Consider the following 13,951-nt stretch of genomic DNA (forward strand, 5'->3'; position numbering starts at 1 on the left):
TCAAGGGTCCGATCGGCGGGAGATCCGACGCCACCAGGCAAAACAGCCAATTGACCCGGCGTGGATCGGGAGCTATGTTAGCGCTCACTTCGCGCCCGGCAGTCAGGTTGTGGCTCCGGATCCTCCCCGCGCGAGGTCCTTCTTCCCGCGCCGTCGGCGCCCACTTCCTGGAGAGCCGGTATGCCCGTTCGACTTTCGGCGACGCCGTCGTCGCCGGAGTTCTCCCGGCGGCCCCGCCCGCTGACCGCGATCCTCGCCACCCTCGCCATCGCCGCGGCGTCCACGACCGTGTGGGCCGCTTCCGGCCACGCGGCGACCCTGGACGACGGCCTGGTCGTCCGCTACGACCTCACCGGCGGCTCCGGCACGACGGTGCCCGATGCCTCGGGCCACGGCCGCAACGCGAGCGTCAGCGGTGACACCACGTGGCAGGGTGACGAAGGCCTGCGCCTGGGTGGCACCGACGGACACGTGCGCCTGCCCGACAACCTCATGCGGGGTCTCACGGACATCACGGTTTCGGTTCAGGTGAACATCGCGGCCGACCAGGACACGCCGTACTTCCTGTGGGGCCTCGGCAACACGAGCGGTGGCGCCGGGAACGGCTACCTGTTCACCACCGGCGACGCCTTCCGCGGCTCGATCGCCTCCGGCAACTGGTCCACCGAGCAGAACGCGAGCGCGGGCCGCAACCTCTCCCGCGGCAGCTGGCGCACGATCACCTACGCCCTCGGCGGCGGGACCGCGGTCCTGTACGAGGACGGGATCGAGGTCGCCCGCAACACCGGCATCACGATCACGCCCGGCTCGATCGGCGGCGGCACCACGACCGCCGACTACCTGGGCCGGTCGGTCTACGACGGCGACAAGTACCTCAAGGGCAACGTCCGCGACTTCCGCGTCTACGACCGCGCGGTGACCGCCGACGAGGCCCGCGCCCTCGGCGAGCGCACCGCCGCCGGGCGGGCGACGGCCGACGCGGCCGCCCTCGACCTCGGCGACACCTCAGCCGTCACCGACAACCTCACGCTGCCCAAGACCGGTGCCGGCGGCTCGGCGATCGCCTGGACGTCGAGCAACCCGGCCGTGGTGTCCCCGGCGGGCGTGGTGACGCGGCCCGCGCCCGGCGCCGGCAACGCGAAGGTGACCTTGACCGCGGCCGTCTCCTACGCCGGCCAGAGCGCGAGCCGCTCCTTCACCGTCACCGTGCTGCAGGACATCACCGACCGGCAGAAGGTCGACAACGCACTCGAGGACCTCGTCATCCCGGACCAGGACGCGATCCGCGGCAACATCACGCTGCCGGTCAAGGGCGCCCGCGACGTCACGCTGACCTGGCGCAGCCAGGACCCCCGCGTCGTCACCGCCACCGGCGAGGTGACCCGGCCCGCGGCCGGTGCGCGGCCGGCCAAAGCGCGTCTCACGGTCCGTGCGACAAAGGGCCACGCGACAGCCGAACGCTCCTTCACCCTCACCGTCCTGCCGCTGCCGAAGAAGGAAGCGCTCGAGGGGTACATGTTCGCCTACTTCACCGGGGAGGCGACGCAGGATACCGAGCAGATCCACTTCGCGGCCAGCCGCGGGAACGACCCGCTGCACTGGGACGAGCTCAACGGCGGCAAGCCCGTCCTGCGCTCGAACTACGGCGAAACCGGTGTCCGCGACCCGTTCATCGTCCGCTCACCCGAAGGCGACCGGTTCTACATCGTCGCCACCGACCTGCAGATCAACGACGGCCGCGGCTGGGACCAGGCGCAGCGCCACGGCAGCCAGTACCTGGAGATCTGGGAGTCGACCGACCTGGTCACCTGGTCGAACCAGCGGCACGTCCGGGTCTCCGACGACACGGCCGGCATGACGTGGGCGCCCGAGGCCACCTACGACCCGGCGATCGGTGCCTACGTCGTCTACTGGGCCACCAGCCCCTACGCCCCCACCGACGTCGACCACACCGGCTCGACGTACCCGCGGATGATGTACGCGACGACGCGGGACTTCCGGACGTTCAGCAAGCCGCAGGTGTGGAACGACCCCGGTGAGGGCGTCATCGACTCCACCGTGCTCAAGGACGGCGACTACTACTACCGCCTCACCACCGACGGCAAGGTCATCGGGTCCTGCGAGCGGGACATCGTGCTCGAGCGGTCGAAGAACCTGCGTGCGGTGGACCTGCCGACGACCAAGCCGCGCAACTGGGAGCTGGTCTCCGACTGCATCCGCACCAAGCTCGGCACCGACTGGGTGGAAGGCCCGACGGTGTTCAAGGCGAACGACAGCACCAAGGTCTACGCGTTCATGGACGAGACGCCGCGGCGCGGGTACGTCCCGTTCGTCACCGATTCCCTGGCGAAGCCGAACTGGACGATCCCGGCGGAGTACCAGCTCCCGAAGAGCCCGCGCCACGGCACGGTGCTGCCGGTGACCAAGGCCGAGCTGGCCCGGCTCCGGCAGGGGCCGCCGCCGGTGACGGCCGACAGGAAAGGTGTCGTCGCCGACTACGACCTCACCGCGGCGGGCCGGGGCGACACCGTCGCCGACGTCTCCGGGAACGGGCGGGACGCCACGGTGCACGGCGGCGTCACGCGCTCGGCGGACGGGCTCGCCTTCGGGGGCAAGGACGGTTATGTCGCTCTGCCGAACAACCTGATGAGCGGCCTGAGCGGGATCACGGTGTCGGCGCAGGTGTGGGTCGACCCCGGCCAGCAGACGCCGTACTTCCTGTGGAACCTGGGCAACAGCACGGACAACGCCGGGGACGGCTACCTGTTCGCGACCGGGGACACCTACCGGGCCGCGATCGCCGCGGGCAACTGGTCGACCGAGCAGAACGCCGACAGCAAGCGGGCGCTGTCCCGCGGCGCCTGGCACACGCTGACGTACACGCTGGCGAACGGAACCGCGCGGCTGTACGACAACGGCGTCGAAGTGGCCCGTGTGGACGGTGTCACGGCGAAACCCGGCGACCTCGGCGCGGGCATCACGACGTCGAACTACCTAGGTCGGTCCGCTTACGGTGCCGACAAGTACTTCCAGGGCAAGATGCGGCGGTTCACCGTGTGGAACCGCGGCCTGACGGCCAAGGAGGTGCTCGGTGCGCCGGGCAACGAGACGGCCGTCGGCTCGGTGACGCTCGGCTCCCTCCGGGTGCCGGCGATCGTCGACAGCGCGAAGGGCACGATCGTCCTGCCGGTGAAGCCGGGCACGGACGTGCGGCGGCTGGCGCCGGTGCTGCAGGTCGCCGACGGCACGCAGGTGTTCCCCCACAACGGTTCGCGGCAGGACTTCACCGGCCCGGTGGGCTACGCGGTCGTCGGCGCCGGCCGGCAGCGGCGGACGTGGACGGTCACCGCGGTGGTGATGAACAGCCCGGTCCTGCCCGGCTTCAACGCCGACCCGAACATCGTCCGCTTCGGCGACACGTACTACGTCTACGCCACGACCGACGGCTACCCCGGCTGGTCGGGGACGACGTTCGACGCGTGGTCGAGCAAGGACCTCGTCACCTGGACGCGGCACCCGAAGATCCTCGACCTCGGCCCGGACGTGTCCTGGGCGGACAGCCGGGCGTGGGCGCCGACGATCACCGAAAAGAACGGGAAGTACTACTTCTACTTCTGCGCGGACGCCAAGATCGGCGTCGCGGTGTCTTCGTCGCCGACCGGGCCGTTCACCGACGCGCTGGGCAAGCCCCTGATCGCGGCGAACCCGGCGGGCGGCCAGGCGATCGACCCGGCGGTGTTCACCGACGACGACGGGCAGACGTACCTGTACTGGGGCAACGGCACCGCCTACGTGGTACCGCTGAACGCCGACCTGACGTCGTACGACCCGGCGAAGATCACCCGCTTGACCGGCCTCGACGGCTTCCGCGAGGGGCTGTTCATGACCAAGCGCGCGGGCACGTACCACCTCACGTGGTCCATCGACGACACGGGCAGCGAGAACTACCGCGTCGGCTACGCGACGGCGACCGGCCCGCTGGGTGCGGGGCTGGTGAACCGGGGCGTGATCCTGGAGAAGGACCCGTCGCTGGGGATCCTGGGCACCGGGCACCACAGCATCGTGCAGGTGCCGGGCAAGGACGAGTGGTACATCGCCTACCACCGGTTCGCGATCCCGGGAGGGGACGGAACGCACCGCGAGGTGACGATCGACCGCCTGCGGTTCGGCGCGGACGGGACGATCGCCGAGGTGGTGCCGACGCTGGGGAGCGTGCCGCCGCTCAAGTGGAGGTGAACACCGGGCCCGAGCCCGGCCGGGTGGCCGCGAAGCCGCCGGGCCGGGCCCGGGCCGTTCTCCCCCGCCGGGGTGAACAAGTTGTCGAAAAAGCGGCAGTGACCCGCCGTTGTTTTGTCACGAACGGGGAATCGAGTCGATCAAGCGAACCGGATTCGGGTTCCGGCCGTATCTCCCGGTAGGACGGTGGACGACGCGGAGGGACAACGACGTGGCGAGCGAAGGAACACTGATCGGTGACCGGTACCGCCTGCTCGGCCCGGCCGGGGCGGGCACCGTGGTCTGGCACGCCCAGGACGAACGGCTCGACCGGATCGTCGCCGTCAAACCGCTGTTCGACGAGCCGCCCGCGGTGCCCGCCATCCCCGCGCCGCGGGCGGCCATCTGTGACGTCGTCGACGAGGACAGCACCACCTACCTCGTGCTCGAGTACCCCGGGGCGCGGACGCTGACCGAGCTGCTCGGCGAGCACGGTCCGCTCGCCGCCGGGCTGGTCGCCCGGTTCGGGGTCCAGCTGGCCGCCCAGCTGGCCGCCGCGCACGACGAAGGCGTGCTGCACGCCGCCGTCGATCCGGACCACGTCGTCGTCTCCGCCCAGGGCCGCGCCGCGATCGTGGGCGGCGGGAACCCCCTGCACAGCTACCTCGCCCCCGAGGTGCTCGACGGCGGCTTCCCCGACTTCCCGGCGGAGGTGTACTCCCTGGGCGCCACCCTCTACGCCGCGCTGGGCGGCGATCTCGGCCTGGTCCGGCACCCGCTCGCCGAAGCCGTGCTGCGGCTGCTGCACCCGGACCCCGCGGCCCGGCCCACCATGGCCGTCGCCGAAGAGCTGCTGAACAGCGTGACGCCCCGCCGTCCGGAACCTGCTCCGGACCGCGGGGCGCCTCGGGGGCCGGCCGGCGACTACCGCTGCGTGTAGACGAAGCCCACCTTGTCGACCTCGGCACCGGTGCGGCCGTGGAAGCCGGCGAGCTGCCAGCCGTCCGGGGCCGTGCGGGTGACGCAGTCGCCGGTCGTCGAGCCGCCGGCGAGGACGCGGCCGAGGTTGGTGGTGAACCGGGCCGAGAAGATCCGGGTCGTGTTGCTGTACTTGCCCTGGCACAGGGTCGCCGTCGTGACGTACTCGCCGGTGCCGAGCGCGAGCGACGCCGCCGTCCCGCCGGTGCCGCCGTGGGTCAGCGTGGTGCCGTTCTCCAGGGTCACCCCCACCTGGTCGACGCGGTTGCCGCTGCGCAGCGACCAGGTCCGCACCCGGGCGTTCGCGGGCACCGCGGGGACGTCGGTGAAGTAGTCGCCGTGCGGGCCGCCGAACTGGTCCGACAGCTGCAGCGCGGGGTTGCGCTGCCAGCTGAAGCGCACGGTGATCGGGTCGTGGTCGGACAGCATGTTGCCGGCGGTGTACAGGAACTTCGAGTGCTCGTTGTTGTAGAAGGTCGCGTCGAGCGAGACGAGCTTGCTGCTGCGGTAGAGCACCTTGTCGACGACCTCGCAGTCGTTGGCGGGCGCCTGCTTGTCGCACACGAGGTCGGGGCTGCCTGGAGCCGGCGCGACGCCGCCGCGCACGAGCTTGACCCACGCGTCGGTGAGGCCGTTGTCCGCGCCGAACTGCGCGATCGTGTCGGCCGCCCGGGTGTAGCGCGTGTTGGTGTCGCCCATGACGACCACCGCGTTGCCCGCCGAGTGCGACCGGATGAAGGCGGTCAGCTGCGCCAGGTTGGACGCGCGCGAGGCCTCGTCGCCGGCGTTCGTCCCGGCGTTGGTGTGCGCGTTGTAGAAGTCGACGTACACGCCTTCGGCCAGCCGCACCCGCATGAAGGTGAAGCCCTTCGGGGTCAGGCAGTCGCCGGAGTCGAGCTGGCAGGACGTCCAGCGGACGCGCTCGAAGTCGTCGGCGTCGTACGGCAGTGAGGACAGCGTGTTCAGCCCGCTGCCGATTCCCGCGCCACCGCTGGTCGGCGTCCGGTACGGGTGCTGGTCGGCCGCGTAGAGCTTCGCGTGGTAGTTGAAGTCCTCCTCGACGTGCACCACGTCGTAGGGGCCGAGCCGCTGCCCGATCGCCGTCGTGGCGGGGTCACGCGGGGTCGGCGCGCTCGAGATGCTCTCGGGCAGGCCGGCGACGTTGTAGGCCAGGACCGAGAAGCTGCCGCCGTCGGCGGCCCGCGCGGCCGCCGGACTGACCACTGTGGACACCGTGACGGCGAGTGCCAACGCGGCGATGCGTTTTCTCACGAGAACTCCCGCTGGATTCGGACGGACAAACCGGTGGAGGTGTAGCGCGGGACCACCCGGTACCCCGGGCGGTCGGCTCGGATGGCGGCGAACCGGCCACGCAGCCGCCGCGCGCACAGCACGTCGAGCTCGTGCCCCGGGCCGGAGCCGTCGATCCGCAGCTCCAGGACGCTGCCGCGGTCGAGGATGGCCTCGCCGCGCACGACCAGCGCCGGCCCGGTGGCAGCGGACAGCGTGCCGCCGGTCTGGTGGTAGGCGCCGATCCGGAGGCCGGACGCGCGCAGCACGCCGCCGGCGAGTTCGACGGTGCCGGTGCCGAGTGCGCCCGGCGTCGCCGCGACCAGCGTGCCCGCCTCGACGCGGGTGCCGCCGCGGTAGCGGTTGGCCCCGGCCAGTGTCAGCGTCCCGGTGCCCGCCTTGACGAGCCCGCCGTCGCCGCCGATGTCGTTGCGCCAGCTGTCGTTCGCGGAGAACCCGCCGCGGGTGGCGTCCATCGTGACGCGGACGCTCGTGTGGAACGCGCCGAAGCCGTCGGCCGCGGCGAAGAGGTTCAGCCGCCCCCACGGCTCCGGGCCGTCGAGCAGCGGGTTGCCGCCCGGGAACGCCGTCGTGCGCAAAACTTCCCGCCGCTGCGCCGCGTCCAGGTACGGCAGGCGGGTTTCGAGCAGGACCTCGGCGCCCTTCGGGACGCGCATCGCGGTGCGCGCCCCGCGGTCCGGCAGGCCGTAGGTGGCCCGGCGGGCGACCATCGCGGCGTTGGCGCGGCGGTCGCCGTACTCGTCGGCGCCGGTGTGTGCCCGGGCGAAGAGCGTGTCGGGGGTCGTGCCGGTCTTCGCGGTGAAGTACTTCAGCGCCTGTTCCCGCGCCGCCGCCTTGAGCGTCGCGTTCTCCGGGTCCGCGAGGGTCGCGGCGGTGAGCGCGGTGGCCAGGGTGCGGCCGCCGATCACGTCCACCGGCGAGTGCATCCCGGCGACGATCCGCGTGTCGGCCAGGTCGTAGGCCCGCGCCACCAGCTCCTGGAACCGCTCGGGGACCGCGTAGGCCAGCGCGAGGCAGGCCAGGTGGAACGCGTTGGTGTGACCGCTGGGGAAGCCGCCGTCCTCGGCCGGGGTCGTGCTGCGCTGGCGCAGCAGCTGCGGCGCGACGACCACGTCGGACCGGTACACCGGGAAGCCGAGCGCGTCGACCCGGCCGGTGTCCTCGACCCGGCTGTCGGCGGTCATCCGCCACGGCCGCGGGTACTGGTAGGCGGCCTTGCTCGGGTTGCCCGAGGCCCAGGTGCCGCGGACGGTGTCCATGAGGGTGGCCACCAGGCCCAGTTCCGAGTCGTGCGAACCGGCGCCGAGCGCCGAGCCCGCCGGGGCGTTCGCCGGGACGGCGTCGTCGATCTTCGCCGGCGGCGTGCCGTCCGGGGCACTCGTGATGCTGGTGACCGCCTTGGCGCCACGGCGGTAGAGGTCCGCGAGCGGGCCAAGACCACCGATGGCGGCGTAGGACTGGTGCTGGCGGTCGTAGACGAAGGAGCGCTTGGCTTCGGCGTCGGTCCGGGCGCGGGTGACGGCGACGCAGTGCCGGACGTTCGCGCGCAGCAGTGCGGCGTCGAGCACGGCCCCACTGTCCCAAGTGGACCCGGTGCGCCAGACCCGCTGCATCCCGCTCAGGATCCGCACCGCCGCGTTGGTCTCCGCGGTGTGGTTGGCCGGGATGTTCGTGCGGTAGGAGTCGACGAACGCCGTTGTCGCCTCCGCCCAGGCGGGCACGCTGAGCACAGCGGGCAGGACGGCGACGGTGGGGACGAGCGCGGACAGGCGCAGGAAGGCCCGCCGGTCCAAGGGCGCGAGGCTCAATGGGTTCTCCTGGGAAGGCGCGCGGGAGATGCGCGCCGGGAATCGCTGCGGGAATGATCAGCGCCGGGGAGATCCGGGTCAAGCAGCGTCCGGAGTAATTCGCCCGTCAGTAACCTGATCTTTTGCGAAGCCTCTGTGAATTCGACGAATTCACTCGATCCGGACTTCGACGGGGCGCGGTGACTCGCCCGAGCGGGCTGATCGCCGCGACCGCGCCCCGGATCTCGCTCTGGGCCGGGTTGCCGGCGACACCGGCAACTCGGCGCACCCGCCCGGTCGCACGACGACCGGAACCGGTGAACGCGGTTCCGGTCTGTAACACCGCACGGCCGGCCGGACGACTCCCGGGTGGGATCGGACCGGAAAGGGAATTCCATGGCTGTCGGTGTCGAAACCGAACAGAGCAGACGTTGCCGGCGTTGCCGGTCGGTCAACCGAGCCGGGGACAAATACTGCCAGCAGTGTGGCGCTTCCCTGGCGCGGCGGGACATCACCACGCGATACCTCTGTGCCGCGGCGCAGCTCGACGAGAAATTCGCCGACGAGGCGATCAAGGAATTCCTCGTCGAACCGTTCCGCGCCGTTCCGCAGACACCCGGCGTGGACACCACCGCCGTCTTGCGCGAGGCGGTGGCCGCCCGCGCGCGGCGGCGCATCCGCGACGGGGTGCTGCTGGGGCTGCTGCTGGTGATGCTGGTCCTCAACCCCCTGTGGTTCATCGCGTGGCTGGTGGTCGCCACCGTCCTGGCCGTGGTCACCGGCAAGCTCACGCCCACCAAGCGGGGCGCGGCGATCGGGACGGTCCTCATGGTCGCCGTCGTCCTGCCGCTGGCCGGGATCAGCGTCATCGGCTACGCGCTGGGGACGGTGTTCGGCCTCGGGTCCGAGTCACCGGGCTCCGAGCTGGGCACGGCGGCTTCGAGCGTGGGCGCCGGCCTGGGCGTGGGCGTCATCGTCGTTCCCTTCGTCCTGATCGTCTTGATGGCCGTCGTCCTCGGCGCCGACGAGTTCGCGGTGCACTTCCTGGTCTTCGACCGGTTCCGCACCGGCACCTTCGTCCCCAACCGGGAGATGAGCGCGGACGAGCAGGAGCGGTGGCTGCGCGGGCTCGGCCTGGACCGGTTCGCCGGGCCGCTGGGCGATCTGGCCCGGGTGGAGCAGGAACTGGCGCGCCACCCCGACAAGGTGGACGTGGTCGTGCACCGGGGGTTCTCCCCGTTCGTGGGCGCCGGGATCCCGCTGCACCAGCAGGTGATCACCCTGCCGCTCGAACCGGCCGACGACGACGCCGAACCGGAGACGATCAACGTCACCGGGTTGCAGGACCAGGTCAGCGCGGCGATGGCGCGGCTGCGCGGGACGTCCTCGCTGGGCCCCGGCCGGCGCCTCGAAGACCTGGTGCTGCGCGAGCAGGTGCTCATCCCGGCGGACCGGCTGGTGGCCGACCGGGCGGCGGTGCCCGGCGTCCTGCCGAGCCTGGCCGGGCGGCCGGCTCCGCAGCTGGACCCCGAAGCGGCCCGCCACCTCGCCGACGCTTCGGTGGAGTGGGCGCGGTACTACCGCTGCTACCGCATCGAGTCGTGGGACCGCGACCTGACCACGTCGTGTTACCTCCACGTCGGGACGAACCAGCGGATGCTGTTCCTCGAATGGCAGTTCCTGGCCCTGCTGCCGATCGATCCGCGCTACCGGACCATCGACCGGCACCGGTCCCCCGTGCTCGCGCCGCTGCGGGCCGCGGCCGTCGAGTGGTGCCTGCTGCCGGCGACGGTCCTCCGGCGCGCCAAGACCGTGTTCCGCGGCTTCAAGGCGTTGCAGCAGCGCCCCGACAAGATCGAGCCGGCCAAGTACGGGGCCGGCCGGAGCCTGCGCGAACTGGCGCAGGCCGAGCTGGTGCAGAGCTACTTCCAGGACGTCGACGTGGAGCGGTACGTCCGGATCATGGATTCGACGCTGTTCCGCGCGGTCGGCGCCTACCTGCAGGAGCGCGGCTACTCCGTGGTCGAGTTCACGAAACTGGCCGATCCCGTCTACAACACCTACGACCTGCGCGGCAGCACCTTCGTCGATTCGGCGGTCGGCTCGCACAGCAGCGTCAACAAGGGCGGCAAGCCCGCAAAGGAGAAGTGATCATGGGCGACCGGTTCGACATGCGCGGCGCGCACTTCGAGGGCAGCGCCGTCGGGCACCAGGCCAGCGTGAACCACTACACGTCCGGGCCGGCGGCGCCGGTGGAGGACCTGCTCGAGGCACTCGCCCGGGTGCGGCCCGACATCATCGCCGCCGCCCCCGCGGCCGACCGCGCCGAAGTGCAGGCGGAAGTGGGCAAGATCGAGGAGGAGCTGAAGAAGGAGGAGCCGCGCGGCAAGGTGGTCCGGAAGCGCTGGGAAACCGTCACCACCCTGATCGGCGACCTGAGCGCACCGCTCACGAAGATCACCGAGCTCGTCCTCAAGCTCTTCGGGTGACGAGGCCTCGTCACCGCGGCTTGGAGTTGCCACTCGGCCCACCGGTGTGGGTGAGCCGGCTCGCGTGGCAGTCCTGCCGGGCGAATCCCTGCTGCCCGCACCACGCGTTGGCGTCGTCGGCGCTGGAGAAAGCCTGCCCTTTCAGGGTGACCCAGAAGCCGCTGCGGCTGAAGTTCCGGTAATCACCGGAATCGACCATGAAAGCGTCGGGGTACTTTTCCCGCAACCGCCGGAAATCGGCCAGCACGGCGGCGTCGTCGTAGGTCACGCCGTTCACCACGAGACCGGCGGCTTTCGACGACAACTGCGGGAGCCAGCGCCCGACCAGGCTTTCCGCGACGTCGTGGTCGCGGGAAACCTGGTCGCGCAGGTCGGCTTCGGTGACCGTCGTGCTCGACGTGGTCACGGACGGCGGCGACCACGTCGTGCGCAGGTCCGCGCTCGTCGCGGGCGCCCACGGCTGGGTGGGCGCCTCCACCGGTCCGGTTCCGGGCTGCGCCGCGGGCGCGGCGGGGCCCGGCGAACGGGAAACCGCGAAGATCACCGCTCCGGCGGCGGCCAGCGCCACCAGCGATCCCGCGGCCAGCAACGGGAGCAGTTTCCGCGACGACGAACCGGTCACGGTCCCGGACGGCGCCGGGGAAAGAGCGTCGACCGGCGTCCCGCAGGTTCCGCAGAATCGGGCCTGGGGTTCGAGTTCTCGTTCGCACACCGTGCAGGAGCTCATGGCCTTGAAGTCCGTCGCGTGAAGCGGCCTGTTACAAACCGGGCCGAAACCGATCTTTCCGGATTCCCGCGGAATCGGCGGTCCCGGAATTCCCTCCGGTGCCCGGCGTCTGGCACGATCAGGCGGTGACCAGCAGCAGGCGCACGCGCGGACTCGCGATCGCGGCCGCCCTCTTGCTGGTGCTCGCCGCCTGCACCTCCGGGTTCGGCGGGCTCGAGCTGCGGATCGCCGCGGGCACCTCCAGCGGCGTCTACTACAAACTCGCCCAGACCCTCGCCACGGCCTGGCAGGGCGGCCTGGGCATCGACCGGCCCGCGGTGCTCGAGACGCAGGGCTCGCCCGACAACGTCGACAAGGTCCTCACCGGCCAGGCCGACGTCGCCTTCGTCGCGGCCGACGTCGCCGCGGCCCAGTACCAAGCCAAGCCGAGGTTCGCCGCGCTCGCCCGGATCCACGACGACTACCTGCACATCGTCGTCCGGGCCGACTCCGACATCCGGTCGGTGTCGCAGCTGAGCGGCCACCGGATCGCGATCGGCTCACCGCAGTCCGGCGTCGAGTTCATCGCCAACTGGCTGCTCAAGACGATCGGGCTGCGGGACTCCGTCAGCACCAGCACCCGCGGCCTCGACCAGTCCGTCACCGCGCTGCTGAACCACGAGGTCGACGCGTTCTTCTGGTCCGGCGGCCTGCCCACGCCGAAGCTGCTGGAGCCGGAGAACCGGGGCAAGCTGCACCTGCTCGACCTCGCCGACGTCATGCCGAGGGTGCAGGCGAGCAGCCAGGTCTACAGCACCGCGACGATCCCGGCGAGCACGTACAACCAGGCCTTCCCGGTGACGACGCTGGTGGTGCCGAACTTCCTGGTGGTCCCGGAGTCCATGCCGGACGACGTGGCGGAGGCCCTGGTCCGCGGCCTGTTCGACGCCCGCCGCGAGCTGGCGAACGCCAACTCGGCGGCCCTGTCGATCGACGTCCACCCGGGCATCGAGACCCAGCCGATCCCGCTGCACCCGGGCGCGCTGCGGTACTACCGGTCGCAGAAGACCTAGGCCACCGGGAACACCATCGAGATCCGGAGCCCGCCCCCCTCGGGCAGTTCCAGCGCCAGCTCCCCGTCCGAATGCGCGACGATCTCACTCACGATCGCCAGCCCCAGCCCGGACCCCGGCACGTTCTGGTGCGCCGGGCTCCGCCAGAACCGGTCCAGCGCCCGGTCGAGCTCCTCCGGCGGCAGGCCCGGCCCGTGATCCCGCACCGACAACCGCACCCGGTCGCCCGAGCGCGCCACCGCGACCAGGATCTCCGTCCCCGCCGCCGTGAACTTCAAAGCGTTGTCCAGCAACGCGTCCAGGATCGTCTCCGCGCCCCTCGGCGGCATGCACACGCGCGCGCCGTCGCCGGACGTCTCCACCACCAAGCGGACGTCGCGGGCCTCGCCCACCACCGACCAATCGGCGACCCGGTCCGCCACGACCTCGTCCAGCACCACCGGGTCCAGCTCGCCACCCGAAGCCTCGGCGCGGGCCATCGACAGCAGGCCGTCCAGGATCTGGTGCAGGCGGCCCGCGTCCACCCGCGCCGCTTCCAGGTCGGCGGCCGCCGGCTCGTCGTCGACGTGGCCTTCGAGGTTGCCGAGCCGGATCTTCAACGCCGTCAGCGGGTTGCGCAGCTGGTGGGACGCGTCGGCGACGAACGCCCGCTGTGCCGCCAGCGCACCCGACACGCTGGACGCCATCCGGTCGAACGAGCGGCCCAGCTGCCGCAGCTCCGGCGGCCCGCCGCTCTCCCCGACCGGCTCGGCTTCCCGGCCGCTGACCACCGACGCCACCAGCGCGCCCGTCGCGTCGTCCAGCCGGTGCACCGGCCGCAGGATCCAGCGGACCACCGGGATCGCCACGGCCAGCGCGAGCGTGAACGCGAGGATCCCGCCCGCGGCGAGCAGCAGCCACCACCACAGCACGTCCGCCCGCTCGGCGCCGGTGTCGGACACGGTGAGCACCGCGCCGTGCACCTCACCGTCCGCGAGCACCGGTTCGGCGAGCACCAGCGGCGTCGAATCCCACGGCATCAGCACCCCGGTGGGCTGGGACCGGCGACCGGCGAGCGCCTCGTGGACCGGCCCGCTGACCCGGTCGTCCTTCAGGTCGATCCGCGCGGACTGCCCGAGCGAGGAGGCGAACAGCTTGCCGTCCTGGTTGACGACCAGCGCCTGGACGCCGTAGACGTCGGTGTAGCGGATCAGGTCGGGTTCGATCAGCCCCGGCTTGTTGTCCAGCAGCGGACGCTGCGCCAGCGACGCGAACCGGGCCGTGTCGGTCAGCCGGTCCAGGAACAGGTCCTGCTGCGCCCCCGCGGCGATGCTCCTGGCCAGCGGGATGCCCAGGCCGAACACCAGCAACGCCACCAGCGTCAGCACGATGCCCTGCAGCCGGACGCGCACC

At 71.7% G+C, this 13,951-nt stretch carries 9 protein-coding genes; 5 read left to right on the forward strand and 4 right to left on the reverse strand.

What is annotated here, in order from left to right; all coding sequences use genetic code 11:
• Positions 1-180: 180 nt before the first annotated feature.
• A complete protein-coding gene (locus H5965_RS40735) occupies positions 181-4,236 on the forward strand; it encodes a family 43 glycosylhydrolase (protein WP_310976412.1) in 4,056 nt (1,351 codons plus the stop codon).
• Positions 4,237-4,447: 211 nt separating this feature from the next.
• Positions 4,448-5,155, forward strand: a complete 708-nt coding sequence (locus H5965_RS40740) for a serine/threonine protein kinase (RefSeq protein ID WP_310976413.1) — start codon at positions 4,448-4,450, stop codon at positions 5,153-5,155.
• On the opposite strand, the gene H5965_RS40745 is transcribed toward H5965_RS40740, so the two are convergent.
• Together H5965_RS40745 and H5965_RS40750 are read right to left on the reverse strand one after the other, a co-directional pair.
• Positions 5,140-6,465, reverse strand: coding sequence for a jacalin-like lectin (locus H5965_RS40745; RefSeq protein ID WP_310976414.1), 1,326 nt, complete (start codon positions 6,463-6,465; stop codon positions 5,140-5,142). The genes H5965_RS40740 and H5965_RS40745 overlap by 16 nt on opposite strands.
• Entirely contained in the window at positions 6,462-8,312 is a 1,851-nt protein-coding gene (locus H5965_RS40750; protein ID WP_310976415.1) for a phosphatase PAP2 family protein, read from the reverse strand. The genes H5965_RS40745 and H5965_RS40750 overlap by 4 nt, the downstream gene beginning before the upstream one ends.
• A 375-nt stretch (positions 8,313-8,687) precedes the next feature.
• Between H5965_RS40750 and H5965_RS40755 the strand changes: the two genes are divergently transcribed.
• Together H5965_RS40755 and H5965_RS40760 are read left to right on the forward strand one after the other, a co-directional pair.
• On the forward strand, positions 8,688-10,442 hold the full coding sequence (locus H5965_RS40755; RefSeq protein ID WP_310976416.1) for a hypothetical protein: 1,755 nt from the start codon (positions 8,688-8,690) through the stop codon (positions 10,440-10,442).
• A gap of 2 nt (positions 10,443-10,444) precedes the next feature.
• Positions 10,445-10,780, forward strand: a complete 336-nt coding sequence (locus tag H5965_RS40760; RefSeq protein WP_310976417.1) for a hypothetical protein — start codon at positions 10,445-10,447, stop codon at positions 10,778-10,780.
• A 10-nt stretch (positions 10,781-10,790) separates the two neighbouring features.
• Here the strand turns inward: H5965_RS40760 and H5965_RS40765 are convergent, their stop codons facing one another.
• The gene (locus H5965_RS40765; RefSeq protein ID WP_310976418.1) at positions 10,791-11,507 is read right to left on the reverse strand and encodes a zinc ribbon domain-containing protein; all 717 of its coding nucleotides are present in this window, start codon (positions 11,505-11,507) and stop codon (positions 10,791-10,793) included.
• Between the two features lie 125 nt (positions 11,508-11,632).
• Here H5965_RS40765 and H5965_RS40770 point away from each other — a divergent pair, with 125 nt between their 5' ends.
• Positions 11,633-12,559 (forward strand): TAXI family TRAP transporter solute-binding subunit, encoded by a 927-nt coding sequence (locus H5965_RS40770; protein ID WP_310976419.1) that lies wholly within the window; start codon positions 11,633-11,635, stop codon positions 12,557-12,559.
• Here H5965_RS40770 and H5965_RS40775 read toward each other — a convergent pair.
• Complete coding sequence (locus H5965_RS40775) at positions 12,556-13,950, reverse strand: HAMP domain-containing sensor histidine kinase (protein WP_310976420.1); 1,395 nt, start codon at positions 13,948-13,950, stop codon at positions 12,556-12,558. The genes H5965_RS40770 and H5965_RS40775 overlap by 4 nt on opposite strands.
• Between the last annotated feature and the right edge of the window lies 1 nt (position 13,951).

This window comes from Amycolatopsis sp. 505, assembly GCF_031625235.1.
Lineage (GTDB): Bacteria > Actinomycetota > Actinomycetes > Mycobacteriales > Pseudonocardiaceae > Amycolatopsis.

What these genes read in the sequence shown, in the direction of transcription:
- H5965_RS40735 (WP_310976412.1), top strand. Translation starts at nt 181, where the DNA reads ATGCCCGTTCGACTTTCGGCGACGCCGTCGTCGCCGGAGTTCTCCCGG.
- H5965_RS40755 (WP_310976416.1), top strand. Translation starts at nt 8,688, where the DNA reads ATGGCTGTCGGTGTCGAAACCGAACAGAGCAGACGTTGCCGGCGTTGC.
- H5965_RS40760 (WP_310976417.1), top strand. Translation starts at nt 10,445, where the DNA reads ATGGGCGACCGGTTCGACATGCGCGGCGCGCACTTCGAGGGCAGCGCC.
- H5965_RS40765 (WP_310976418.1), bottom strand. Translation starts at nt 11,507, where the DNA reads ATGAGCTCCTGCACGGTGTGCGAACGAGAACTCGAACCCCAGGCCCGA.